Below are 25,316 nucleotides of genomic sequence, written 5' to 3' on the forward strand. Positions count from 1 at the left end.
CCTATTCACCACCCACGGATTTTAGTTTGTTTTCAATCCATTTTTCTAGAAGTTCTTTTTTAAATCGCCACTGACCAGCGATTTTAAAGGCTGGGATTTCTCCTTTTCTTGCCATTCTGTAAACTGTATGTTCATCAAGCCTTAAATATTCTGCCACCTCTTTTACGGTCATCAATTTTTCTTCTTTATTGGTCATTTCCTTTAAGCCTCCAAGTTTTGTAATGCTAAGTCTATTTAAATACACTAAAGTTCAACAGCGTCCATAATTATATGGAAAAATTAAGCAAAAGTCAAGCTATACGGGATTTATGTTCAAGAAAGAATTCCGATAATACCTTTTTCTTTAGAGATTTTTGTTCTTTTTGCTTCTATTTCCGGCTAAAGCCCCACATAAAAGAAACTCCCAAAAACAGGTATCCCAAAGGTGGAAGCAGACTCAGAACACAGACTACGGAAGCCCGAAAGTACTGAAGCCCGAGCACCGAGAGCGCGGGGTGGTGGGGTAAAACTTTACTTAAAGATTCTTTCTTTTACATCCGTGAATCTCATTGGGGAAGTCAAAAGGAATGATTAGAAGAATGGAAGGATGGGGAGCCAAATGACACGCTGCACAAAACTCTCTCCTGAGGAAATAGACCAAATATCCTACAATTATTTTGGCCGTCTGGACTTCCTTTCAGTAATAGACGAGCTGCTTTAAGGGTGCAGAAGATCATATTTCTCCTCGGCTGTGAGGTGCTTAAAGACCTCTTTGAAGTATATCTGAAATTGGCCTTGAGGGGCGTGAGGAGGAATGCGGGGAAAGGCCTTGGAAGCGGGATATGGAATGGAGAGTAATATAGGGAGCTACCTGATGAGCCCTCAAAGATAGCCGGAAAGAGAGAAGTTACTTACGCCTTCCCAAGGTTTAGATATGCCCTAAGCGACTGTTTTATGTTCGGATTAATGGTGATTTTTGATTTTGGTTGGCCAGAGGGGGCGGTCTTTTCCGGACTGCCCTCTTTCCTCTTACTCTAAGGGGATGTCTAGGCCGGCCTCTTTTAAGGCGAGCTCACTTGGGCCCTCTTGTTGGCAGCAGGCAACCAGCCTTTCATTGATGGCTATCGCGGGAGCCCGGCGGATCCCCAGCTCCCGGGCCCTTTGGGCCACCTCGGGGTTATGGAGATCTAACACCCGGATCTCACATGAGGGGCAGGCCATCTGCTTGACAAGCTCTACAGTCTCCTGGCATAGGGGACAGCCGGCACTAAAGACTTCAACCTTTCTCTTTTTCATAGGACCTCCTTTAAGTTTAGGATTTTTGAATTCTGGTGGATTTACAGGCTGGACAGGGTGCTTCCTCCCTTTGGACGGGTAAGGCATTCCAGATCGAGGCCATCAGGAGGGAAAATGCACCCAGATAAACAAGCCAGGTGATATTCAGGGCAAATTTGCCGGCCAAAATCAGGCCTGAGGCCAGAATTCCCAACCAAAGTGGACCATAGCCTCTTCTTTCTTTGGCTTTATAGGCCAGAGCGCCCATGGCTAGGGCCAGAAAAAAGACGCTTAAGGGAAGGAGGTATCTCTTCTCCAGTATCATCCCTAGTCCGAAGGAACTTAAGACCCCGGCGTAGGCCGGCAGACAGGCCGGACAAAGCCCCACCGGAAGAAAAGATGCCCCCAGGCCGGGTAAGGCCGCCAGGGGGCTCCACCACCTAATAATGAGCCCCTGCCGTTTGGGGTTAAGGTTTTCTGGGGTATTAAGGGGGTCTTTAGCAGACCTATTCGGGGGTTGTTTTTTCATCTCTTTCCTCCAAGGCCTCAAGTATAGGGCAATTGTGAAGAGGGCCCTTTCCCTGACAGCTATCGGCTAGCTTCTCCAGGACAGCCTTCATCCGTTTGAGGGCTTCTAGTCGGCCCTCTATGTCTCTGATCTTGGCCCGGGCCCTTTGGCGTATGTCCTCGCAGGTAGTCTCAGGTGACATACGGAGATCAAGGAGCTCTTTGATCTCCTTAAGAGAAAACCCGAGCTCTTTGGCCCGCCGAATAAAGCGGATGCGAGCCACGGTTTCCAGGGAATACTGCCGGTAGCCAGAAAGGCTCCGGGGAGGGCTGTCAAGGAGACCCTTTCGTTCATAAAAACGGATCGTATCCACTCCTACTCCGGCCAATTGGGCTACCTTGCCGATGGTAAGTCTGTCCATAAAGGCCTTTCCCTTAAAAGCTTGTTTTTGATCTTACCCCCTGGACCATAGTCCAGGGTCAAGAGAAAAATTAAGGGTAGAGTTTTTTGTGGCTCATTGGGGTGAGGGGAAATACTACCGGCCCTGAGCAGGGCCGGGAAAGGAGTGAGGCACGCCTCTTGTAGGCGTGCCTTGTGGCTATCATCCTAACAGGGCATGGGAAGACCACGTTGCATTCGGAGCTTTAGGAGCTCCCTTAAGGCAAACTGGTCAGCCAGCCATTCCACTTTGGCCTTAAGCTTAGCTAGGTCACGGCGACGTTTGGCCGAGCGACGTCCGCCAGAGAGGGCGTGGCTGACGAAAAGTCGATAGAAGCAAAGGTTGCCAGCCTTGGGAGTGTGGCCGATCTCATGAAGGAAAAGGAAGGTCTGAACTTCGGTGGGGTGGATTCGGACCCCTAACTCTTCAGAGAGTTTTTCGGCCACCCGTCTCTTATCTATATGGGGGTTGAGGAATACATTGTAGCCAAACTTCCCAGGAATATCCGAGGGGGTGGTGCAGGCCAATTTACCAGGCCCCCAGCTAAGATCCTCCTGATCCCCCTCAAGGCCAATGTAGTTAATATCATAGGCTTTGGCATAGTTGATCATGAGGTCAATATCCAAGAGTTTGCGGAAGCGTTCTAGTTTCTCCCGAAATTCGATAAGCTCATCCACAAAAAAGCCGGAGAACTTGGTCCGGATTGTAGTCCGCACTAATCCAAAAATAGGCATATAAAGAGAAAGTACCTCGGCTCCATCCCGTACCTGGACGGCCTTAAAGCGTAAAAGGTAGTAGCTGGTGATAAGCCCGCTTAGAAAACCCAGAAAAAACAATAATGCTACCCACGGAATCCAGCTCGGCAAATGGAACATGGCCTATTCCTCCTTGAACAGAGCCTTAACCTCCCTTTACTTTGCTTTTCGGATCTTTTGGCCCAGGGTTTGAACCTCAGTGAAAAGCTGGACAAATTCTTCCTCCCGACGTTCTTGGGCAATCTCCTTGAGCTTGGAGACTGCCCGGGCAAAGGCCTCCCGGATCTGATCGCCGGCAGGGTTGTCAAATTGGATGGCTGCATAAAGATGCGGATCTTGGTCGGCTAGTCGCGAGAGAATGTTGAGCTGGCGAATGAAGCTAGGAGTGGCCAAATTGACCAGACGCTGAGGGTCAAGACCCTGGCGATTAATTACCTCCCCGAGGGCCAGAAGAATAAAGTGATTCAGGACTTGGATTACAGCCATAAGCTGGTCATGCTCTTCGGGGCTAATAACCACCGTCTCTGCCCCTTGGGTGTCTAGAAAATCCTTGAACCAATTGAACCAGCCGTTCCCACGAGCCGGACAAAGGGCCACCCTTTGGCCAACGATGGAATTCTCACCGGGTCCGAAAAGGGGATGGGCGCCTACCACTTGGCAGGTGGTTTCCCGAAGCATAACAGCCACCTGTCGGGCCTTAAGAGAGCAAAGGTCGATAAGGCCGGCCTCTGGAGGCATAAGAGGCCCGACCTGGATAACTACCTCCTCAAAACGTTCCATCGGAACGGCCAGAAAGACCACCGGACATTGTCTGGCCAGATCTTGATTACTCAAGGGAGTGCCAAGATCAGAGATTTCCACCTGATAGCCTGCCCTCTTGAAAAGGTTGGCAAACCAGCGGCCCATTCTTCCTCGACCACCTACTATACCAATACGTTCCGGCCTCATATCCAGCCCTCTATGGCCCGTTGCCGGAGGAGATGATCGGCCAAAACCAGGCGAACCATGGCCTGACATACCGGTACGATTCGAGGGATGGCAGAGGCATCGTGTCGGCCGCCAACTGTGATCTTCCGGGGGGTACCATGTATGTCGATGGTATCTTGTTCTTGGGCTATGGAAGGAATGGGTTTTACCGCCACGCGACAGATGATTTCATCTCCATTAGAGATTCCCGCCAGAATCCCTCCGGCGTGATTGCTTCTGAATCCTTCGGGGGTGATGGGATCGTTATGTTCAGAACCAAGCATTTCAGCAGCAGCAAAACCTGAGCCTATCTCTACTCCCTTTATTGCTCCAATACTCATCAGGGCCCGGGCTAATTCGGCATCCAGTTTATCAAAGACCGGCTCTCCCAGACCAGCTGGCACTCCTTGGGCAATGATTTCCACAACTCCCCCGATGGAATCTCCTTGGGCCCTTACCTCGGCTACTCTGGCCTCCATAGCGGGCAATGCCTCGGGGTCAGGGCAAAAGAGAGGATTTTGATAGATAAAAGAAAGATCTTTTCTCCGGGCCCTTACCCCTCCCAAGGCCAGGGTATAAGCTATGACTTTGATTCCCGACAGATCAAGAATCTTCTGGGCCACGGCTCCGGCAGCCACTCGAGCGGCGGTCTCTCGACCACTGGAGCGACCTCCGCCCCGGTGATCTCGGTGGCCATATTTTCGGTAATAGGTGATGTCTCCATGGCCAGGCCGGAAGACATCTTTGAGGTGATCGTAGGCCCCAGGGCGGGCATCTTTGTTATAGATGATGAGGGAGATGGGGCAACCTGTGGTCAGGCCCTCAAAGACTCCCGAGAGGATCTCCACCCGGTCGGGCTCCTTTCGAGGGCTTTCAACCAGAGATTTACCCGGCCTCCGCCGATCAAGCTCCACCTGAATATCTTCTTCCCTTAGGGGGATTCGGGGGGGACAACCGTCTATGACCACACCCAGAGCCGGGCCATGGGATTCTCCCCAGGTGGTAATGCGAAAGACCTGACCAAAAGAATTTCCTGGCATAAGCGGAATATAACTCAATCTAGCCGTAGTCTCTAGGCGGCCCTGTCTTTGGAGACCAGATAGGCCTTGATAAAGGGATCAAGATCTCCGTCAAGCACGGCCGCCACGTTGCCAATTTCCACCCCGGTGCGGTGGTCCTTAATCAGTCGGTAGGGGTGAAGAACGTAAGAACGAATCTGACTGCCCCAAGCAATTTCTTTCTTTTCTCCCTGAAGCCTTTGACGTTCCTCTTCCCGTTTTTTTCTTTCTAATTCATAGAGACGGGCCCGGAGGATCTTAAGGGCAATAGCCTTGTTGCGGTGCTGGCTACGTTCGTTCTGACACTGAACGACAATTCCTGTAGGGATGTGGGTAATTCGGACGGCAGACTCTACCTTATTGACATGCTGACCTCCAGCCCCACTGGCCCTAAAGGTCTCGATGCGAAGATCCTTTTCGTTAAGGTCTATATGGATATCCTCGGCAATCTCCGGTATCACGGAGACGGAGGCGAAAGAGGTGTGCCTTTTGTGGGCCGTGTCGAAGGGAGAAAGGCGTACCAACCGATGGATACCCGATTCCCCCTTGAGATGGCCATAGGCATAAGGGCCCTCGACGATGAAAGTCACACTCTTTATTCCGGCCTCCTCTCCCGGCAGAAGGTCGATGATCTTTGTCCTATAGCCTCTTCTTTCGGCCCAGCGAAGATACATTCTCAGGAGCATCTCGGCCCAGTCTTGGGCCTCCGTACCCCCGGCCCCGGCATGGATGGTGACAATGGCATTGTTGCGATCCGCTGGATCGGCCAGGAATTGCTTGAGTTCCTGTTGGGAGACCTTCTTTTTAAGAAGACCTATCTGTTGCCGGACTTCTTCAAGGGCCCCTTCATCCTTTTCTTCGCGGGCCAATTCAAGCAGTGTCCAGGCATCGTCAAACTCTTGATTTAACTCCTGCCATTCAGATAGTTGTTCCTGGAGGGAAGCCCTTTCTTTAAGGATATCCTTGGCCTCTGGGCGTTCCCAGAAGCCTTCTTTGATGAGTTCCTGCTCCAGTTCCTGAAGGCGTTTTTCTTTGCTCGCCGGATCAAAGATACCTCCTTAGGAGATCTAGGCGTCCTTTAAGGGATTCAAGCTCTGCTCGAAGCTCTGCCGGATGTAAGGTCATGAGTATATCCCTCCTCTGTAAGAATTTTGGGTTTTATCGTTCTTTTCTATGGTCGGGGCTCTAAAACTCTTCTTGGGCCTATTCTAACCTTTTAGAAAGGCCCTTCAAGCCGATGGCCTCCAGGGCCAGGAGGCCCAAAACTATCATGACCATAGCCAGACATGTTCGGGGGAGAAGCGGGCCTAATTGAAGGTAGATGGTCGCCGGTTGTGGAGAAGGGAGGTTTACTATCTGATACCAACTCTCTTCTAATGGCCCCCGGGACAGGATTCGACCGTAAGGGTCAATGAGGCCTGAGATCCCGGTGTTGGCTATCCTGATCAGGGGCAGACCGGTTTCAGCCGTCCGGATACGGGCCAGAGCGAAATGTTGCCATGGACCAGCCGAGCGGCCGAACCAGGCATCATTGGTGAGGTTGATTAATACCTTGGCTCCTCTTAAAGCCTCCCGCCGGGCAAGTTCTGGGAATATGGCTTCAAAGCAGATAAGCACTCCCATCCTTGGGCCAGACCAAGCAAGGGGGTGGTCCAGGGGGCCGGGTCGGTAATCCCCGCTAGGTCCTACTAGTTTGCGGAGAAAGGGTATGCGACCTCCACCGGGAACATACTCGCCAAAGGGAACCAGGTGTTGTTTGTCGTAGCGGTCGATGATTTTCCCCTCTGGGGAGACCAAGAAGGCACTGTTGTGGTAGGAAAGGCCCTCGGGGCCAAGGGTCGCTATGGGAGCTCCGAATAGAAGATAGACGTCGAGTTGTTTGGCTATGGAGAGTACTTCCTTCCCTAGCCCTTCTTCAGGGTGAAAGATAAAAGGTGTAGCGGTCTCTGGCCAGATGATAAGCTGAGCCCCCTTTTGGACCGCTTGTTTGCTGAGATTTTCGTATATCCTTAATGTCTCTCTTTGAAATGCCGGATCCCATTTTTTGTCTTGGCTGATGTTGGCCTGGATGATGCCCACTTTAAGGCCCAGAAATTCTACCGGAGCCTTAAGTTTTGTTTGACCATAACCCAGGGCTAAGATGGGTAAAAGGAGCCCCAGGAAGGCCCCGACTAAGGCCGGCGGTTTAAAGCCTCGGCGAAGGAGGAGGTAAAAGGCGGCATTAGTGGAGACAATGAGGAAGGTGATTCCCCAGGGGCCGGTAAGACGACTTGAGACAGTGATGGCCGGCCAGGGAGCTTGACTGGCCCAGAGGCTACCCCACGGAAAGCCGCTAAGGGCCTTCTCCCGCAGATATTCTAATCCGACAAAAAGGGCCGCTGAGAGAAAGGGGTAAAAAATCAGATACCAGCCTGTAAGACGCCGCTGGAGATAGCTTAGGGCTAAAGACCAGATGGCGAAGTATCCTCCCAAATAGAGGCTAAGGAGTCCTATTAGCCCCAGGGCTCCAGGGAGGGGGACAAAACCGTAGTAGTTTAAGACGTGAATTAGCCAGTAAAGGAGGCCCGTGAAAAAGACGGTCCCTGACAGGAGAGCGTATTTAGCCGCCTCCTGGGCCGGTAATTCGCAAAGGATCATCAGGGGTACCAGAGCGCCCCAGGCTAAAGGATAATAGCCGAACTTGGGGTAAGAAAGAAGGAGCAGCCCGGCCGAGACCAGGGCCAAAAGAAGGGGTATCATCAGTCGGTCTTTTTGATCATAAGCTTTCTTATTCGCCTGGAGTCTCCCTCGAGAACTTTGATGATTAGCCCCTCAAAGGTGAGTTCTTCTCCCGGGGCGGGGAGGCGCCCCAGACTCTCTACCACCAGGCCTCCGATTGATTCATAAGGTCCCTGGGGTAGCCTTATCCCTAGGGCCTTCTCTACATCCTCCAAGGGGACATGCCCGGCGACTATAAGGCCTTCGGCGGTTTTTTGGAGGTCATGGTTTTGACGGTCATGTTCGTCTTCTATCTCCCCAACAATCTCCTCCAAAACGTCTTCAAAGGTCACCAATCCAGAGACTGATCCGTACTCATCGATAACGATGGCCATGTGACTCCGACGCTCCCGGAATTTACGCAGAAGCTCGCCGATGCGTTTGGTTTCGGGCACCATATAAGCCGGTCTGAGAAGGGCGGAAAGATTGAAATCCTCCGGGCGGGCCAGACAGAACCGGAGAAGATCCTTGACATGGAGGATACCAATGATGTGATCAAGATCCTCCCTGTAAACGGGAATGCGGGAGTGGCCTGACTCCACGGCCGTATCCACAGCCTCCTTAAGGGAGGCTGTGCTTTCCAGGCAGATCATCCGACTCCTGGGGATCATGACCTCCCGGACGATCTTATCTCGGAACTTAAGGATGCTTTCGATCATCTCTCCTTCTTGAGGAGAGATGATCCCCCGTCGTTCCCCTTCGTTGATCAGCTCTTCGATCTCGTGGGCGATTTCTGCGGCCTCTTCCTCTGATGGTCGACGGAAAAGGCTGCGAATGGTCTTTAGAAGACCTTTACCTGGGTCATCCATAGCTGTTTCATGGATAGATTCTAATCTATCTTAGCTCGGCCACCTTCTGGGAGAGGGCAGCCGTTAAAAATACAGCCCGTTGAGCAAGATCTTCATTAAGGGTCCCCATCCCGCAAGAGGGGGTGATCAAAAGCCGCTGGATTAGATCTTTTATCGGCAATCCGGTGGCTCTACTTATTGCTTCAAGGGCCCCTTTTAGGCGCTCAAAAAGACTTTCTTCATCTTCCCGGCTCAAGGCTTCTTTGTCCAGGGTAGGGACTATCCCCAGGGCTAGATTTCCTCCCACTTCTAAAAAGCCTTTCAGAGGCTCAGCGAAGAGAAGGAGACGATCTAAATAGCCGTAGGCATCGAGGTTGACGATTTTCACTCCGGTCTCAAAGATCAGACTCCAGTCCGTGTTGGCGCAAACATGTATTCCGGCGATGGCCTGGCTGCGCTTGATGGCTTGAGCCACCTCGGTCACCATAGTGACCACTTCTTCCCTTGAGATCCCCACGTAGGAGGAGGAACCAAAGCCGGCCAGGGCCGGTTCATCCATAAAAATGACCACCTCAGAGCTCAAAGAGCTCAGTTTTTGGGCCTGCCAGGCGGCCTTAAGGGCCAGGAACTTGACGATCAGGTCCCGGAGCTGGAGATCATAAAATGCGGCCTCACCGTCTTCTTTTTTGATACCGGTAGTCAAGGTAAAGGGGCCGGTTATCTGCCCTTTTACCCCCTGGGGGCGCAACCCCTGAGCGTTTAAAGCCTCTTCCAGCAGGTAGAGCCCCGGAGCCCTATCGGGAGATATTGTGGCTACTTCTGGCAGATCTCCTCCAGCCTCCCAGGCCAGATAGTCTTCGTAGAAGGCCAACATCTTTGATTCAAAATCATCTTTTGGAAGGATGTAAGGCATTTTGTTCTGGAGCCCAAAGCCTGGCAGACCCTCGCAGAACTGAACAAGCATACCCTCCTGAAGGCGCCGGGGCAGCTGGGGCCAGCAGGGAAGCCGGGTGAGGTTAGAAACAATTATCTCCACTGCAGGCCGGGCATCTTCATAAGGCATGCTTCCGATAAGGGTTCCTCTCCCCTGCCCCCAGAAATCCATGGCGCCCTCCTTTTATCTACAGTCTTTAGAAACTTGGTAATACCCATCTTTGGAAGAATTTTCCACTCTTTAGAGGGATTGGAAAGGACTTGCCTTCTCCGGGGGAAGCGGCTTTCTTTGAAGAGTAAAAGCTTTTCCCAGGGAGGTTCCCCTTGAAGGCCTTTGTTGTCTCTGGCACCCATTCCGGATGTGGCAAGACGACGGTCTCTTTGGCCCTTATGGCCGCCCTGGTGAGACGTGGCTATAGGGTGGCTCCTTTTAAGGTCGGGCCGGATTTTATTGACCCTGGCCATCATCGGCAGGTCTGTGGTCATCCCTCTTATAACCTGGATCAGTGGATGATCCCCCTTGAAGAAAACAGACGTTTTCTTCAAGGGGCGGCCCTTTGGGCCCAGGTGGCGGTGGTTGAAGGGGTCATGGGGCTTTTTGATGGTGCTTCGGCCAGGGAAGACACCGGTTCAACGGCCGCCCTGGCCAAAGCCCTTGGTCTTCCAGTGGTCCTGGTGGTGGACGCTCGCCGCCAGGCCCGTTCGATAGCCGCCCTTATCCGAGGATTTGAGGCCTTTGATCCCCGGCTCCAGCTGGCGGGGGTAATTCTTAATCAGGTGGGTTCAAAAAGGCATGAGTCCCTTTTGAGCGAGGCCATCGAGACCTACTGTCAGATAAAACTCTTAGGGACCCTGCCCCGAAGAGAAGATTTGTCTCTACCGTCACGCCATCTCGGTTTAGTGGATGCCGGAAGTTTTCACCTAGGGACAGAGCTTCTTGATCGCCTGGCTTGCTGGGTGGAGGAAGGAGTTGATCTGGATCGGCTTCTTTCTTTGGCTAAAGATATCAGCCCCGGGTCTTTTTTCTCTCCATCTTCGGACTCCGGCCCTCTTGTGGCCTACGCCTTCGATGAGGCCTTTAGCTTTTACTACCAGGCCAATCTTGAAGCCCTCTCTCGGGCCGGAGCCCGTCTGAGGCCCTTTTCTCCATTAAGGGAAGAGCTTCCTTCTGAGACCAGGGCCGTCTATTTGGGGGGAGGTTACCCGGAGCTTTTTGCCGATGCCTTAACAGAAAATAAAAAAATTCTTCACGACTTACGTCAGGCCGCGGCCTCTGGGATTCCCATCTACGCCGAATGTGGCGGCTTCATGTTTCTCTGCCGAGGGCTGCGACAAAAAGGGAGGCTTATCCCCTGGGCGGGAATATTTCCCTTTGAGGTAGAGATGGGGCAGAGATACCGGGCCCTGGGTTATCGAGAGGTTTTATTCCTTAAGGATAACTTTCTTGGCCCAGCCGGATGTCGGGCCCGGGGACATGAGTTTCATTATTCTCATCTCCTCGGTCATTATCAGGGGCCCCGGATCTATCGTCTCTTTGACGCCCGGGGTAGAGAACTGGGAACCGAGGGGTTTCTGCGGGAAAAGGCCCTCGGTAGCTATGTCCATCTCCATTTTGCTAGCAATCCTTTGCTAGCTTCCTCCTTGGTGGCGGCGGCTCAAGGGTGACCAGAGGCTGGCTACATGGTATCTATTCCAGAATTTGGTTTCGATTGTAAAGGTTTAAGGAGGGTTCATGGCGTCCCGCTACCTATTCCTGATCCTGATTCTCTGGCTAGTTTCTTTTTTCTCTCCAGTCTGGGCTCAAGAAGACCAGCCCCTTGAGATTAACCTCTCGGTAAAGTTCAACCTAAAGGAACACGTCCTTCGGGGTACCATGACCACCAACCTGCCTAACGGGAAGGTCGTCTGGTTTGATCTCGGGCAGGTTGTCCTCCGTTCGGTAAGTCTGGCTGGAAAGGCCTTTGAGCCGGAGATAGAAGGCAATGCCTTTCGGGTTATGGCTCTGGGGCACAATCGGCGCCTTAAGATTAACTTCGTGGCCCGATTCGATCCTCGGCAGATTCGTCTCAGTCAGGGAGGTGAGGCTCTTTCAGCCAACGCCATATCTCCTAAGGGGATTCTCCTCACTGGAGGCTGGTTCCCTGCTCCCCGGGCTCTGGCTATCTATCGCTTAACGGCCCTGGTCCCCCATAAGTTCCGGGCGGTGGCTCCGGCCGATGAGATCAAGGTCAAACGTAAGAAGAGGGGGCGATTCTACCGTTTTCGCTTTGAACACCCCTCCGAACCGCCCCCCCTTGTTGCTGGCCCCTACCACATTGCCGATCGGAATGAGGGCCAGACCACCGTGGCTGTCTATACCCTCTCGGAGGATCCCAGCCTGGCGGTGCTCTATTTGGAAAAGACTATAGCCTATCTCCGTTATTACTCAGAGGAAATTGGTCCTTTTCCCTATCAGCGACTGGCTGTAGTGGAGAGTCCCTATGAGGTGGGCTATTCATTCCCCGGCGTTATCCTTTTAGGACGCCGGGTAATGCGTCTCCCTTTTATTCCTGAGACTTCCTTACCCCATGAGGTGCTTCATCAATGGCTGGGATGCAGCGTCTTTGTTGATGAGACCTCGGGCAACTGGAGCGAGGGGCTCACTAGCTACTTGGCTGACCATGCTATGGCCGAAAAGAAGGGAGAGGCCGCGGCCTATCGTCATCGCCTTTTAGTAGAGTATCAAAGTTTTGCCGGCGAAGAGGGAGGAGCCCTTAAAGACTTCAAAGGACGCTATGACCGTCTCTCTAAGGTTATCGGCTATAACAAAGGGGCCATGTTTTTCCACATGCTGCGACGCCGTCTGGGGGAGGAGACCTTCCTGGAGGGAATAAGGCGTTTCTGGGAAGGAAATCTCTTCCGGCGGGCCAGTTGGGATGATCTCCGGGAGGCCCTTTCTGAAGTGAGCGGTCAAGATCTTTCGGCCTTCTTTGGTCAGTGGCTGGAGAGCCGAATGGTTCCCCGGATCAAACTCAGTGGCGCCCTGGTGACCCCAAAGGATTCCGGTTTTGTGCTCACTTTTTCCATTATCCAGGAGGGGCCCATATTCAGGCTTAGGGTGCCTCTTAAAGTCCTCACTGAGGGTGAGGAAGAGACCATGTTGGTAGATCTGACTGAAAGGCGGCAGGTAGTAAACGTAGATCTGACAGCCAAACCCCGCCTTTTGATTCTGGACCCAGACTATGATCTCCTGCGCTATCTGGCCGATGATGAATACCCTGCCTGCCTTTGGCGCCTTTTGGGGGCTAAGGGAGTAGGCATTGTGGCCCTGGCTGAGGATCTCGAAAAGGCCCGTCCGCTGGTGGACTATCTTCTTGATCGAGGAGCGGTCATCATTGCTCCCCAACGGCTGACGGAGTTTGACTTAGAGACCATGGATCTGCTTTTTCTCCGCCCCCAAGCGGCACTCAAGGGTCTCTTTGACACTGATGTCTGGGCCGGACACGGCCTCTACCTTAAGATTCGTAAAAGCCCTTGGAGTTCGGGACACTTTGTCGCCCTTCTGTTGACGGAATCTTTAGAAACGACCAGGCGCCTTTTTCCCCGTTTGATGCACCTAGGACGCTATCAGGAAATTCATCTTGGGGCCGGAAAGCGACTTCTCAAGGAGGCCTCCGTGGGTAAAGGACACCGTTTGGAGTTAGTTCAGGAGGTGCCGGCGGTAGATATTTCCCGCCTGACCTCTCTGTCTGATATCCTTCCGCGCTTGGCCCGCAACCGGGTAGTCTATCTGGGCGAACAACATGATGAGTATGCCCACCATCTGACCCAACTCGAGGTCATCAGGGCTCTGGTAGAGCAGTTTGGTCTTAAGGTGGCCGTGGGGATGGAGATGTTCCAGCAGCCCTATCAGAAGGTCTTGGATGACTATTTGGCCGGCCGCATTGATGAACTGACCTTCTTAAAGAAGACAGAATACTTTAAACGCTGGGGGATGGATTTCCGACTCTACAAACCCATTCTTGACTATGCTCGCGAGAAGAGGTTGCCGGTGGTGGCTCTCAATATCCCCAAGGAGATCTCCGAAAAGGTGGCTCGTCAAGGTCTTGAGGCGTTAAGCCCCGAGGAAAGAGTCTGGGTGCCCGAAGATCTTGATTTTTCAAACGAGGTCTATCGGGCCCGTCTTAAAAAGGTCTTTGAACAGCATCCTGAGGGGGATGTTAAAGACTTTGAGACCTTCTATCAGAGTCAGATCCTTTGGGATGAGGCTATGGCCCTGGCTATCGTGCGCTATTTAAAGGAGCACCCCGATGAGGTGATGGCCGTCATCGTTGGTAAAGGACATGTTATGTACAGTGCTGGCATCCCCGATCGGGTTTGGCGACGTCTTAAAGTCCCCTACACAATTTTGGTCATGTCAAGTGGTGAGAGATTAGAGCCCGGGGTGGCCGACTATGTTCTTTATCCGGCCCCGGCGAAGGCCCCGGCGGGGGTAAAGCTGGGAGTCTTTCTCAAAGAGACAACCAAGGGGCTGGAGATTAAGGGGGTAGCCAAGGAAAGCCCGGCAGAGAAGGCCGGCTTAAAGAAAGAAGATATTATCGTCGCTGCCGACGGTCAGCCAGTGAAAACAGTGGCTGATCTGCGCTTGATTCTCTACGGAAAGAAGAAAGGCGATAAAGTAGAAATAGAGATTCTCCGCGGCCAGAAAAAGGAAAGGGTTACCGTGGGTCCTCTTTAAATAAACTACTTTTCGATTCCGATCCGGGCTCTGACCCCGGCCTGGTAATAGTGCTTTACAGCCTCCATATAGGTGACCAGATCGGCGGCCTGGATAAGCTCTTCAGGGGCCCAGCGCCCGGTAAGAACCAGTTCCACCGGGGTGGGTTTTTCTTTGATGAGCTCAAGAACATTCTCGAGGGAGATGAGACCGAACTTAATGGCCACGTTGGCCTCATCAAGGATCACAACAGGGTGCTTTTGGGCCCGCACAATTTCTTTTACCTCGGCAAACCCCTCTCTGGCGGCCTTTATCTCCTCAGCACTGGGGCGCCCTCTTACAAAGTGTCCGGTTCCATATTGGCGGACAGTGATTAAGTCGGCAAAGCGGGCCAGGGCCTTTATTTCACTGTACTCTCCAGACTTGGCAAACTGGGCGAAGAAGACCGCCAGCCCGGCCCCGGCAGCTCGCAGGGCCAATCCCAAAGCGGCTGTAGTTTTCCCCTTCCCCGGACCGGTATAGACCTGGACATATCCTTGAGGCCAGAGCATCACATCCTCCCGCTGGCTCCTTTTTCTTTGTAGGGCAGGGGAATGAAGCCTACGGATGGTTTTGTCCCTTGGGCCTGAGGATAAAGGGACATCAGCTTATAGACCACCGGGGGCATATCTGTTTGCACGGCAAGTCCTAAATTACGGGCCCGATCGACAAAAATGGGGTAGTCGTGAGTCCAGGTTCCCTGAGAGAGGATATCAGCCAATCTTTGGGCCTCTTCAGGGGGCATTTTGTCTCGGAGGAGCTCAAAGACGAAGTTTCGTACCTGACGGAGGGCTTTCTCGGCTTGATCGGCCATCATTAAAGTCTCATCAGAGATTTTATCTTTGGGTTTTTCCCTTAAGACCCGAAGGATGGAGGCTGCCGCCACCTCGGTCTGACCAGAGACAAATTGAGGATCCACTGGCCCCAGAACGGCATTTTTGTCCATAACGATCTCATCGGCGGCCAAAGCAATTAGAGTGCCACCACTCATGGCGTAATGAGGGACAAAGACCGTTACCTTGCCTCGGTGTTCCTTGAGGGCCTTGGCGATCTGTTCGGCGGCTAAAACCAGCCCTCCAGGGGTATGAAGGATTAGATCTATGGGCATTTCATCGGGAGTCAGCCGAATGGCCCGGAGGATGGCTTCGGAATCATCGATGTCAATGTAGTGGTAGACAGGGATACCGAGAATGGATAGCGACTCCTGGCGGTGGATGAGGGTAATCACTCGGCTACCGCGACTCTCTTCCATTTGTCGCATGACTTGGAGACGCTCCTTCTCCAGGGCCTGCTGCTGGATAAAGGGCCAGATGGCAAACCAGATAAAGAACCCCCAGAAGAGGATCTTGATCAGACCAAATAGGGTATAAAACCCGTGAGATAATCCGCCTCTTTCACTTTCTCGAAACATGTTTCCTCCTTAAGGCAGGATCAATCTGTTCTTACTATGATCTTAAGAAAATTTCACAGCAAAAAGGGCTTTTCCTCCCTTAGATAAGGGCATCTTTGAGGAAGGATAGGCCGATTGCCATCAGGGCCAGCCCCAGGGCACCGCCCATCAGACGACTCAACTTTGGGGACAAGAGCCTTTGTCCTTTATGGGCTACGCGCGAGAGGCCGGTTAACCAGATTAGATTACAAAGAAGATGAAAAATAACCATCAGAGCAAAGCCCAAAAGGCCAAACTTTAGAGACCGACCTATCAACCCGGCCCCGATGGTGGCCCACCAGAGGATAAAATAGGGATTGCCGGCGGAAAGGATGACCCCCGAGGTCAGAGGAGACAGGGTGGTATGGCCGGCTTTGGCATCCAGCGAGCTCCGGGCTAAGTCGATCCCCATAAGGATAAGGAGACTTCCCCCAAGAAAGCCAATTACCCGAATCAGAGATGTCTGAAGGTAATGATTAAGGCCAATGAGCAGGAGAAACATGAGAGGAAGTTCCACCAGGGCATGTCCCAGAGTGATCCAGACGCCGGCCCAGCGATCCTTAAGGCCGTGGCCTAGTGTTGCTGCCGTTAAGGGGCCGGGGGCCATCACCCCTGAAAGGGAGACGATGACCACCTGCCCCACAAAGAAGCCCAGACTAGCGATCAAATCTCGCCGTTTTCCTCCATTTTGGCTAGATCTTCGAAGCGGATGTCCACCCCTAGAACTCCGACAATCTCTTCATACTGGTTGCGGATAGGGGCGGAGACCGTAATGCAGAGGGCTCCGGTAATCCGGGAGGTGTAGAAGTCGGTTACATGGACCCGACCGTCTTTAAGGGGGCCGATGAACCAGGCTCGGTCTGAGAAGTCATCGCCCAGGCCACTATGGGCATATTTACCCCGGTCTTCAGGGTGAGTGATGTTGCGGGTGATCTTGCGCCCTTCAATGTCCACCACGTAGATGAACTGAATGAAGGGATTTTCTTCAAGGACCTGTTTAAGTACTGGTTCTATTTGGGCTGGATCCATAGAGCGGATCTCGTCTTTCTCAACCAGTTCTTCCACAATGCTGGCTGCCAGATCATAGGCCTTCTTCTTGAGGCGGTCAAATTCGGAGACAAAAAGCTCCGGCAAATATTTACGACACAATCGCATCATTTCTTCGTGGGAGATGGAGGTTATTCGGCCGTCTTCATATTGTTTGATGATCCATTTATAAATCTTACTTACTCCGGGGTGACGCTTGTCTACGGCCCGTTCTCCTGAAAGGCCGAAATGGGTGTTGATCCAGTAAGCGATTCCGGCTGTACCACTTTTGTCGGTAATAATGATAGACACCGGTCGCCGGAGGATTTTGGCGGTATTGAAGGGATTGTAGATCTCCTCATTTTTGAGGAGGCCGTCGATATGAATACCGGCCTTGGTGGCGTTGAACTCAGAGCCCACAAAGGGCTGATTGGGAGGAATGTGGTGATTTAGTTCTCGTTCAAAGTACTCGGCGATATCAGTGATCACCGTGGTGTCGATGCCATGAGCCTCTCCCCTTAGGGCGATATATTCGATGATCAGGGCCTCAATGGGGGTATTGCCAGTTCTTTCGCCGAAGCCGAGTAAGGTTCCGTTTATGGCCGCACAACCATAAAGCCAGGCAGTAGTAGCGTTGATTAGGGCCTTGTAAAAGTCATTGTGTCCATGCCATTCGAGAAGCTCTCCAGGAACCCCGGCCTCGTCGATCATAGCCCGAACCAGCTTGGGGACACTACGGGGCAAAGCCGCTCCGGGGTAAGTAACTCCAAGGCCTAATGTGTCACAGAGGCGAATTTTTATGTTGATCCCGGACTCCTCCCGGAGTTTCATTAACTCCTGGGCAAAGGGGATGACAAACCCAAATATGTCGGCCCGGGTAATGTCTTCAAAGTGGCAGCGGGGGACGATACCCAACTCCAGGGCAGCCTTAACAATGGCCAGATAGTCTTCCAGGACCTGACGGCGGGTCTTTTTGAGCTTAAGAAAGATATGATAGTCTGAGACTGAAGTTAAAATTCCCGTTTCCCGAAGCCCCATTTCTTTGACCAGCTTCATGTCCTCTGCTTTGGCCCGAATCCAGCCAGTGATTTCCGGGTAGCGATATCCTCGTTCCAAACATCTCTCTACCGCTTCGCGGTCTTTCTTGGTGTAAAGAAAGAACTCGCTCTGTCTGATGACCCCCTTTTCACCTCCCAACCGATGAAGGAAGTCAAAAAGCGTAACGATTTGCTCTACGGTATAAGGAGGGCGGGCCTGCTGGCCGTCTCGAAAGGTGGTGTCGGTGATAAAGATTTCTTCGGCCGGCGAAGGGGCCAGGAATTTGTGGTCAAAGTCTATCAGGGGAATCTGATCGTAGGGAAAGATCTCTTTCATCAGGTTGGGTTCAGAGACTTCCTTGACCTCGTGACGCCAGAATTTGGTGTGTTCGTGGTCTAGCAGACGACGATAAGGATTCCATTTAGGCATAGCGTACTCCTTTACTTTCTTTCTTTGAGCCAGCCCGGTTTGATATAGAGCTCGGCCAATTGGGTCATGGATACCGGGCTGGGAGCCCCGGTCATCAGACACTGGGCCTTCTGGGTTTTGGGGAAGGCAATAACCTCGCGTATGGATTCACAACCTGCCATTAGCATTACCAGACGATCGAAACCCAGGGCAATACCCCCATGGGGTGGGGCTCCATAGGTCAGGGCCTCAAGAAGAAAACCAAACTTCTCCTGGGCCTCCTGCGGAGATATCTGTAGCAAGGAAAAGACCCTTTCCTGAACGTCTTTCCGGTGGATACGAATGCTGCCCCCACCGATTTCAACTCCATTTAAAACAAGATCGTAAGCTCGAGATCGAACCCGTCCTGGATCGCTCTCCAAGAATTCAAGATCTGTCTCCTTGGGGGCGGTGAAGGGATGATGGACGGCCACCCAGCGTCCCTCATCTTCATCAAACTCAAACATGGGAAAATCTAGAATCCAGACGGGAGCGAAAATCTCTTTAGGGATGAGCTCAAGACGCCTCGCCAGCTCAAGGCGCAACTCTCCCAGGACCCGATTGACGACCGGGGCCTGATCAGCTCCAAAAAACACCGTCTCGCCAGGCTTAAGATCAAGTGATCTTTTGAGTTCTTCTACCTCTTCGGGCCGAAAGAACTTGACAATGGGGGCCTGAAGCCCATCAGCACGGACCTTGATCCAGGCCAATCCCCGGGCTCCGAAGTTGGTGGCAAAGGTGGTTAGATCATCTAAATCCTTGCGGGAGAAATCTGCGGAGACCTTAAGGGCCTTAACGACTCCTCCGGCCTCCAAGGCCTGGCGGAAAACCTTAAACCCTGTTTGCCGGAAAATATCGGAAAGATCGATAAGCTCCAGGCCAAAGCGAACATCGGGGCGGTCAAGACCGTAGCGTTCAATAGCCTGATCATAGCTGAGGCGGGGAAATGGCCGAGGAAGTTCTACCTCTAGCGTCTCCCTGAATATGTGCCTTATCAGGCCCTCCATGAGGGAAAGAATGTCTTCCTCATTAATAAAGGCCATCTCCAGATCGAGCTGAGTGAATTCCGGCTGGCGATCAGCTCTTAAATCCTCATCGCGGAAACAACGAACGATCTGATAGTATCGTTCCACACCAGCGATCATCAGGATCTGCTTGAAGAGTTGAGGGGATTGAGGGAGGGCATAGAAGCGTCCAGGATTCAGACGAGAGGGGATAAGAAAATCTCTGGCCCCTTCTGGAGTGCTTTTGGTCAGAAAGGGGGTTTCTACCTCCAGAAACCCCTGGGCATTGAGATATTGCCGGCAGGCCTGGGCCACTCGGTGTCTTAAGAGAAGATTGCGATACATCTCGGGTCGTCTCAGGTCCAGGTACCGATAGCGCAGTCGAAGAGATTCCGAGACCTCAGGATCTTCATCAAGGGGCCAGGGTGGAGTCTTGGAGGTGTTGAGAATCTTTAATTTCTCAACAGCGACCTCGATCTCCCCCGTGGGAATCTTTGGGTTTTCCATCCCTTCCGGACGCCGTCGGACTTTACCTTTAATGGCAATAACGTATTCGCTTCTTAGGCGGTGGGCCTCCTGGTGAGAGGCCGCGTTAACATCGGGGGAGAAAACCACTTGGGTGATCCCTTCTCGGTCTCTTAAGTCGATGAAAATTAGTCCTCCATGGTCCCGACGCCTCAGGACCCAGCCCATGAGACAGACCTCTTGACCAATATCCGAAGCCCTTAGGGCATTGCAGTGATGAGTCTTCTTCCAATCTCCTAAGTCTTGCATCTTTCCTCCCGGTGGAGCGTTTCCTGAATCTTGGCTATAAAGGGCCAAAGGCCATCGAGGGTGAAGGGCAATTCCTGCTGTTCGTGGGTTTCCATATCTCTAACAATGGCCTTGCCGGAGACCAATTCGTTGTCACCGATGATGACCACCAGCCTAGCCCCAATTCGGTTGGCCTGTCGCATTTTGGCCTTGAGGCTTCGAGGGGCGTGATCTATCTCTGTCTGGATGCCTCGGAGACGAAATTCTCGAGCCAGCTGGAGGCACCTTCGAGTGGCCTCTTCTCCCAATGGGGCAAAGAACAAAAGCGGTGGAGGTTCTATCCTTTCTGGGATTTTAGCCAGAAGCATCAGACGCTCCAGACCGATAGCAAACCCGATGGCCGGAGCTTGTGGACCACCGAGTTCGGCCATCAGTCCGTCATATCGTCCCCCTGCGGCCACGGCATTCTGGGCTCCAAGCCCTCTGGCAATTATCTCAAAGGTAGTTCGGGTGTAGTAGTCAAGCCCCCTTACAAGTCTGGGATTTACCCGATAGGGGATGTTTAATCCTTCAAGGGAGATCTTTACTTTTTGAAAATGTTCCTCACATTCGGGGCACAGATATTCTCCGATTAAAGGGGCTTCGCCATAAATGGCTTGACAGTCTTTATTTTTGCAGTCAAGGACCCTTAAGGGATTGGTCTCCCGGCGTCGCCGACAATCTGGGCACAGGTTTTCCTGCCGATGAAGGAAGGCCACCAGAGCTTCCCGAAAATTAGGACGGCACTTTGGGCACCCTAAGGAATTAAGCTCCAAATCTACCTCTGAAACCTTCAGAGTTTTAAGGAGATCTATGGCCAGGGAAATGACCTCGGCGTCTACGGTGGCCTCAGCAGCCCCAATGACCTCCACATCTATTTGATGAAATTGGCGCAGACGTCCTTTTTGGGGGCGTTCATAACGGAACATGGGGCCAATAGTAAAGAGTTTGAGTACCCTCCCTGGGCGAAATAGGCGGTGTTCAACAATGGCCCTGATGATTCCGGCAGTAGCTTCGGGCCTCATGGTCACCGACTCGCCGCTGCGATCTTGAAAGGAGTACATTTCCTTTTCCACGATGTCAGTGGAGGTTCCTATAGATCGAGCAAAAAGCTCCGTTTTCTCTAATACAGGAATCCTGATTTCCTGGAAGTTGTAGGCTCCCAGACATTGCCGGGCCTGGGCCTCTACCCAGGCCCAACGGGCGGCCTCTCCAGGAAGAATGTCTTTGAAACCCCGTATAGCCACAAAGGGCATAGTTGCCCTCCTTAAAAAAACAAACAATACTTCCCTTCCGGGAAAAGATATAAGAAGGGCTTATTTAAAACAGCAGATAGAAATAAGTCAACGAAGGAAGGTAGCCACCTTGACCAAAAGTGGTGATGTCCCTATCCTCAATTTATAGGAGTTTAAACAAAGGCGGAGGTTAAGATGCTCAAGGCCTATATCCTAATCAATACTAGAATTGGTCGGACCGCGGAGGTGGCTCGTCGGCTTAAAGAGATGCCAGAAGTCCGGCGTCTTGACGTCATTATGGGGCCTTATGACATCATCGCCGAGGTGGAAACCGAGGATCATGATGCCCTTTCAGACATGGTTCTTTCCAAGATTCAGACCATTGATGACATTCAGCACACTATGACCTGCCCGGTGGTTCGGCTAGAAGTGGTCTAACGGAGACAGACGGCCCGGATTTGCTTGACATCTGTGTGCCCCTCAAGCACCTTAAGGATGCCGTCCTGCTTAAGGGTGAGCATCCCCTCAGCCATAGCTTGGTCGCGAATTTGGGCTACAGGCGCCCGTTTCTGGATAAGCTCCCGGATGCTATCGCTGGCTACCAGTAGCTCATGAATGGCCAACCTTCCACGATATCCTGTCTTGTGACACCTGGTACACCCCTTGGGGCGATAGATGGTAATCCCTTTGAGGTCTTCGGCCGTTAGGGGCCGGACGGGATGGTCACCATATTCGTAGAGAATTTCTTCTATTTCTTTAGGACTTGGCTCATAGGGCTCTTTGCAGCTACAGAGCCTTTTGGCCAGACGTTGAGCCAAAATGGCCAGCAGGGCATCGGCGAAGTTAAAGGGATCCATACCCATACCCAGAAGACGGACAATGGTTTCCGGAGCACTATTAGTATGGAGGGTGGTAAAGACGAGATGTCCAGTGAGAGAAGCCTCGATAACGGTATGGGCTGTCTCTTCATCTCTGGTCTCACCTATCATAATTATATCTGGATCAGCCCGAAGAAAGGCCCTTAAAGCTCGAGCAAAGGTGAGGCCGATTTTGGGTCGGACCTGAACTTGACGAAGCCCCTCCTGGACAATCTCCACCGGATCTTCAGCGGTCCAGATCTTTTTTTCGGCTCGATTGACGTACCCTAAGGCAGCGTGCAAGGTAGTAGTTTTACCGGATCCTGTGGGACCAACGACCAAAATGAGACCATATGGTAGCTCAAGGGCCTCTTGAAATCTCTTCAGATTTTCCTCCCTCAGGCCTATTTTGTCCAAGGGCATGGCCTCTACAGCGGCCAGAATACGCATAACCACATCCTCATTGTTGTCGATAGTGGGCAGAGTGGCTACTCGAACCTCGAATACCCGGCCTGAGCGGGTTCGAAATTTGATTTTTCCATCTTGGGGCAGCCTTTTTTCGGCAATATCTAGGTCAGCCATGATCTTGAAGCGAGAAACTAGGGCCTTTTTGTAGGCGTAAGGCACATCTTGATAATGAATACAGTCCCCATCGATGCGGAAACGGATGCGGGCTCCTCTCTTCCCAGAGAGACTTTCTATATGGATATCCGAGGCTCCTTTGTTGTAGGCATCTTCCAAGATCCGATTGGCTAGCTGGACAACGACATTTTCCGCCTCTGGGGTCTCTTCTCCCTCTTCTTCCTCCTCTTCAGGAATAACTTCTAGCTGGCTAAAAACATCTTCATCGTCTTCCGACAAACCATACTTGCCATAGAAATAGTCTATAAATTGATTGATATCTTCCCGAAGGGAGACGACGAACTCGAGGTTTTTGGCCTTAAGGACCCGTCTTATGGCGTCTATTTTGACAATATCATTAGGATTGTCGATAGCTACTACTACAGTGCCCCCGGGTTTTTCCATAATGGGAACACAGACATTGGCTCTGAGAAATTGTTCTCTTACACCCTCCAAACAGGCTGGCTTTTCTCCAACTTCCAGCTCGTCGAATTCAATAAAAGGCCGTTTGTAGAATTCAGCCAGAGCCTTTCCAACCTCCTCTTTGGGGACCCCAAAGTCCTCAATGAGGGTTTTTTCGATAGAGGTTCCCTTTTCCTTGGCCAGCTTGGTGGCCTCTTCGAAGTCTTCTTCAGTAATAATCTTCTTCTGGATGAGATAGTAAAAGCGACCAAAACGTTCTACTTGTCGGGAAAGCTCTTCAATCCTATCGGAGACATTTAGATAGGAAGGGTTTATTTCCTTAACTTTTTCATAATATTGGATGGCCTTGGTATAAGCCCCGGCGGTCTCAAGGGCCAATCCGATTCGATAGCAGGTATCCAGGTATTCTTCGGTTCCTACCCCGGGGGCTTCTAAGGCCTTCTTTAAGGCCTCGATCCCCTCATAGATCATGCCGTGACTTATGTAGGCCTCACCTAGATGTCGCCAGCAGTCAAATTCTCGATAGCCTTTGTCTATTAGGCGTCGAAACTCGTTTATAGCCTCTGGTAGAAAGCCGGAGTCTTTGAGGGCCACAGCATTCAGAAAGGCCTTTTCGTTTTCATCTATTTCTAAAAGAACGGGGGGTTCCTTGTCGTCATCTGTGGCCTGCCCTAATTCCGCTATCTTTTTCTGAATTTCTTCCCGCAGCCCATTTGATTCTTCAGGAAGGTTTTGAAGTAGTTCTTCGTAGACTAATCGAGCCTCGTCGATTAATCCTTGGTCAAGATAGACTTCAGCCTCGGTGAGGCGCTTTTGGATTTCCTCGGGAATCTCCGTTTTCATAGGTCTTGACCCCAAAAGTTTTCTTTAAGGTGTTCAAGGCCGTAATAGGGAATTTTTACGCCGTCTATTTCTACCAGACCGTAGGCTTTTGCCTCTGTAGGGTAGAGCCTTGTCTTAGGTGGAAGCTCAAACTCTAAAGCCTCATCTATCCCTAAAGCCAAGGCCTTTTTGCCGTCCCACAGAATGATCAACATTTCGGCTGTGGGGCTCAGGGGTACAAAGGGGGCAGAAAAGGTTAGAAGACGATTTTCAGAAATCTGACTCAAAGCCCCACGAAACTTTTTGTTAAGACGGATAAAGGGCCATTTAAGCCAGTAAGCCTTGAAAACCCGGCTATTGAGGAGTTTTTTGTGCACTCTTTTAGGAAGCTTATCCAAAAAGCCCACCTGACTCTGAGGAACGACAAATTCTCTCTCTCCGGCGAAGCAATGAACGACCTTGTAGTCAGGAGGCTCGATGTTTTTTTCTTCTTCTGGGAGCTTTGTGGGTGCAGGAACGTTATTTTCGGCCAGCGGAAGCCCTTGGGCCGGGCCAAGATCAATGTCAATCCATTCGGGGACAATTGATAAGGCAAACTCTATCTCTGATCTTATTTGGGTGCAGCTTTCAGCCAGTTTTCCCAGGCCCTTGACTCTGCGGAAGAGTTTCTCAAAGGTTTGAAGAAGGTGGAGACATTTCTTAAGAAGATTGCTTTGAAGCTCAAGGAGATCCTTTAGCCCCTCAGGTGTCTCTGGAGGAGGAGACTTTTCCTTGGCCCCCAAGTCTTGACGTAATTTTTCCAGCCCCTTAGAGATGTCTTTCCCTTGGGCTAAGGCCTTAAGTAGCCCCAGGGCCCTGTAGAGAAGGGCCATGGTTTCCGGGGTGGCTTTAGAGGGGTCCTTAAGTCGTTCTCCGGCCTTTTCCATAAGGCTAGCGATCTCGGCCGTCTCACCACCTAAGGCCTGAAGTTTTTCCAACCAATTTTGAAATTCCTCAAGATATCTGGGAGAGACCTCCCAATCTAAGGCAAGGACAGAGGCCTCAACGGATTCCAGCAAGTTCTCGAAGTTGAGATCTTCCTTCTTGTCTTCTGATGGCTCTTCTTCCAGGGCCTCCGTAGGCTCCAGGATTTGTTCCACCTCCTGGGGGGCTATTTCCTCCAAAGAGAGACTCAGGAATTCCTCATTAGACTCCTCTGTGGGGCCCTCTTTGGCTCCCTCCTTGCCGGAAGTTTTTGGGGGTGCCTCCTTTTCTTCGGGAATCAGTTCCAGTGTAGGTTCAGGTGAAGGCGGAGGTGGTTCAGGTGCTGGCTTCTTTTCTTTATCAACCGGCGATTTTGAGGCTCCTAAGGGATCAAAGACCCTTTCTATAGCGGCCTCGATTTCAGCCTCAAAGTCAGATCTATCTGGGAGGTCAGGGGCCATATTTT

23 protein-coding genes are annotated in these 25,316 nt (G+C 51.8%); 4 read left to right on the top strand and 19 right to left on the bottom strand.

Features of this window, described 5'->3' with window-relative positions; genetic code table 11:
* Position 1: 1 nt before the first annotated feature.
* Positions 2-196, bottom strand: a complete 195-nt coding sequence (locus G4V39_RS07615; RefSeq protein WP_166032358.1) for a helix-turn-helix domain-containing protein — start codon at positions 194-196, stop codon at positions 2-4.
* A gap of 506 nt (positions 197-702) precedes the next feature.
* Here G4V39_RS07615 and G4V39_RS11395 point away from each other — a divergent pair.
* A complete protein-coding gene (locus G4V39_RS11395) occupies positions 703-837 on the top strand; it encodes a hypothetical protein (RefSeq protein WP_258557890.1) in 135 nt (44 codons plus the stop codon).
* Positions 838-1,008: 171 nt separating this feature from the next.
* Here G4V39_RS11395 and G4V39_RS07620 read toward each other — a convergent pair whose 3' ends face one another.
* From G4V39_RS07620 to G4V39_RS07665, 10 genes are all read right to left on the bottom strand, one after another.
* Positions 1,009-1,275 (bottom strand): thioredoxin family protein, encoded by a 267-nt coding sequence (locus tag G4V39_RS07620; protein WP_166032359.1) that lies wholly within the window; start codon positions 1,273-1,275, stop codon positions 1,009-1,011.
* A 16-nt stretch (positions 1,276-1,291) separates the two neighbouring features.
* A complete protein-coding gene (locus G4V39_RS07625) occupies positions 1,292-1,783 on the bottom strand; it encodes a MerC domain-containing protein (protein WP_166032360.1) in 492 nt (163 codons plus the stop codon).
* Positions 1,761-2,183, bottom strand: a complete 423-nt coding sequence (locus G4V39_RS07630) for a MerR family transcriptional regulator (RefSeq protein ID WP_166032361.1) — start codon at positions 2,181-2,183, stop codon at positions 1,761-1,763. The genes G4V39_RS07625 and G4V39_RS07630 overlap by 23 nt, the downstream gene beginning before the upstream one ends.
* Before the next feature lie 185 nt (positions 2,184-2,368).
* Positions 2,369-3,076 carry a hypothetical protein gene (locus G4V39_RS07635; protein WP_166032362.1) on the bottom strand — a complete coding sequence of 236 codons (708 nt, stop codon included), beginning with the start codon at positions 3,074-3,076 and terminating at the stop codon, positions 2,369-2,371.
* 36 nt (positions 3,077-3,112) lie between these two features.
* On the bottom strand, positions 3,113-3,904 hold the full coding sequence (locus G4V39_RS07640) for a prephenate dehydrogenase/arogenate dehydrogenase family protein (RefSeq protein WP_166032363.1): 792 nt from the start codon (positions 3,902-3,904) through the stop codon (positions 3,113-3,115).
* On the bottom strand, positions 3,901-4,962 hold the full coding sequence (aroC, locus tag G4V39_RS07645) for a chorismate synthase (protein ID WP_166032364.1): 1,062 nt from the start codon (positions 4,960-4,962) through the stop codon (positions 3,901-3,903). The genes G4V39_RS07640 and aroC overlap by 4 nt, the downstream gene beginning before the upstream one ends.
* Before the next feature lie 32 nt (positions 4,963-4,994).
* Positions 4,995-6,105, bottom strand: a protein-coding gene (gene prfB / locus G4V39_RS07650; protein ID WP_166032365.1) for a peptide chain release factor 2 whose coding sequence is annotated in 2 segments (ribosomal slippage) — positions 4,995-6,035 and positions 6,037-6,105 — 1,110 coding nt in all. Because the reading frame shifts where the segments join, the coding sequence is not laid out codon by codon here.
* Between the two features lie 78 nt (positions 6,106-6,183).
* The gene (lnt, locus tag G4V39_RS07655; protein WP_166032366.1) at positions 6,184-7,719 is read right to left on the bottom strand and encodes an apolipoprotein N-acyltransferase; all 1,536 of its coding nucleotides are present in this window, start codon (positions 7,717-7,719) and stop codon (positions 6,184-6,186) included.
* On the bottom strand, positions 7,719-8,546 hold the full coding sequence (locus tag G4V39_RS07660; RefSeq protein ID WP_166032367.1) for a hemolysin family protein: 828 nt from the start codon (positions 8,544-8,546) through the stop codon (positions 7,719-7,721). The genes lnt and G4V39_RS07660 overlap by 1 nt, the downstream gene beginning before the upstream one ends.
* Before the next feature lie 25 nt (positions 8,547-8,571).
* A complete protein-coding gene (locus tag G4V39_RS07665; RefSeq protein WP_166032368.1) occupies positions 8,572-9,630 on the bottom strand; it encodes a uroporphyrinogen decarboxylase/cobalamine-independent methonine synthase family protein in 1,059 nt (352 codons plus the stop codon).
* A 152-nt stretch (positions 9,631-9,782) separates the two neighbouring features.
* Between G4V39_RS07665 and G4V39_RS07670 the strand changes: the two genes are divergently transcribed.
* Together G4V39_RS07670 and G4V39_RS07675 are read left to right on the top strand one after the other, a co-directional pair.
* Positions 9,783-11,123 (top strand): cobyrinic acid a,c-diamide synthase CobB, encoded by a 1,341-nt coding sequence (locus tag G4V39_RS07670; protein ID WP_166032369.1) that lies wholly within the window; start codon positions 9,783-9,785, stop codon positions 11,121-11,123.
* Between the two features lie 67 nt (positions 11,124-11,190).
* Positions 11,191-14,175 (top strand): ChaN family lipoprotein, encoded by a 2,985-nt coding sequence (locus G4V39_RS07675; RefSeq protein ID WP_166032370.1) that lies wholly within the window; start codon positions 11,191-11,193, stop codon positions 14,173-14,175.
* A 5-nt stretch (positions 14,176-14,180) separates the two neighbouring features.
* Here G4V39_RS07675 and cobO read toward each other — a convergent pair whose 3' ends face one another.
* From cobO to hisS, 6 genes are all read right to left on the bottom strand, one after another.
* Positions 14,181-14,705: a cob(I)yrinic acid a,c-diamide adenosyltransferase gene (gene cobO, locus G4V39_RS07680; RefSeq protein ID WP_166032371.1), complete on the bottom strand. Its 525-nt coding sequence runs from the start codon at positions 14,703-14,705 to the stop codon at positions 14,181-14,183.
* Entirely contained in the window at positions 14,705-15,604 is a 900-nt protein-coding gene (locus tag G4V39_RS07685) for an SDH family Clp fold serine proteinase (RefSeq protein ID WP_166032372.1), read from the bottom strand. Before G4V39_RS07685 ends, cobO begins: the two co-directional genes overlap by 1 nt.
* Positions 15,605-15,683: 79 nt before the next feature.
* Positions 15,684-16,289 (bottom strand): LysE family transporter, encoded by a 606-nt coding sequence (locus G4V39_RS07690; RefSeq protein ID WP_166032373.1) that lies wholly within the window; start codon positions 16,287-16,289, stop codon positions 15,684-15,686.
* Positions 16,286-18,115 (bottom strand): PDC sensor domain-containing protein, encoded by a 1,830-nt coding sequence (locus G4V39_RS07695; RefSeq protein ID WP_166032374.1) that lies wholly within the window; start codon positions 18,113-18,115, stop codon positions 16,286-16,288. Before G4V39_RS07695 ends, G4V39_RS07690 begins: the two co-directional genes overlap by 4 nt.
* An 11-nt stretch (positions 18,116-18,126) precedes the next feature.
* Positions 18,127-19,911 carry an aspartate--tRNA ligase gene (gene aspS, locus G4V39_RS07700; RefSeq protein ID WP_166032375.1) on the bottom strand — a complete coding sequence of 595 codons (1,785 nt, stop codon included), beginning with the start codon at positions 19,909-19,911 and terminating at the stop codon, positions 18,127-18,129.
* A complete protein-coding gene (gene hisS, locus G4V39_RS07705) occupies positions 19,899-21,185 on the bottom strand; it encodes a histidine--tRNA ligase (RefSeq protein ID WP_166032376.1) in 1,287 nt (428 codons plus the stop codon). Before hisS ends, aspS begins: the two co-directional genes overlap by 13 nt.
* Positions 21,186-21,359: 174 nt before the next feature.
* Between hisS and G4V39_RS07710 the strand changes: the two genes are divergently transcribed.
* Positions 21,360-21,602 (top strand): Lrp/AsnC family transcriptional regulator, encoded by a 243-nt coding sequence (locus tag G4V39_RS07710; protein ID WP_166032377.1) that lies wholly within the window; start codon positions 21,360-21,362, stop codon positions 21,600-21,602.
* Here G4V39_RS07710 and G4V39_RS07715 read toward each other — a convergent pair.
* Together G4V39_RS07715 and G4V39_RS07720 are read right to left on the bottom strand one after the other, a co-directional pair.
* Positions 21,599-23,908, bottom strand: a complete 2,310-nt coding sequence (locus G4V39_RS07715) for an ATPase, T2SS/T4P/T4SS family (RefSeq protein ID WP_166032378.1) — start codon at positions 23,906-23,908, stop codon at positions 21,599-21,601. The two genes, G4V39_RS07710 and G4V39_RS07715, sit on opposite strands and share 4 nt — an antisense overlap.
* Positions 23,905-25,311, bottom strand: a complete 1,407-nt coding sequence (locus G4V39_RS07720) for a hypothetical protein (protein WP_166032379.1) — start codon at positions 25,309-25,311, stop codon at positions 23,905-23,907. The genes G4V39_RS07715 and G4V39_RS07720 overlap by 4 nt, the downstream gene beginning before the upstream one ends.
* Positions 25,312-25,316: the final 5 nt, after the last annotated feature.

Source organism: Thermosulfuriphilus ammonigenes (assembly GCF_011207455.1).
In the GTDB taxonomy this organism is placed as follows: Bacteria; Desulfobacterota; Thermodesulfobacteria; order Thermodesulfobacteriales; family ST65; genus Thermosulfuriphilus; species Thermosulfuriphilus ammonigenes.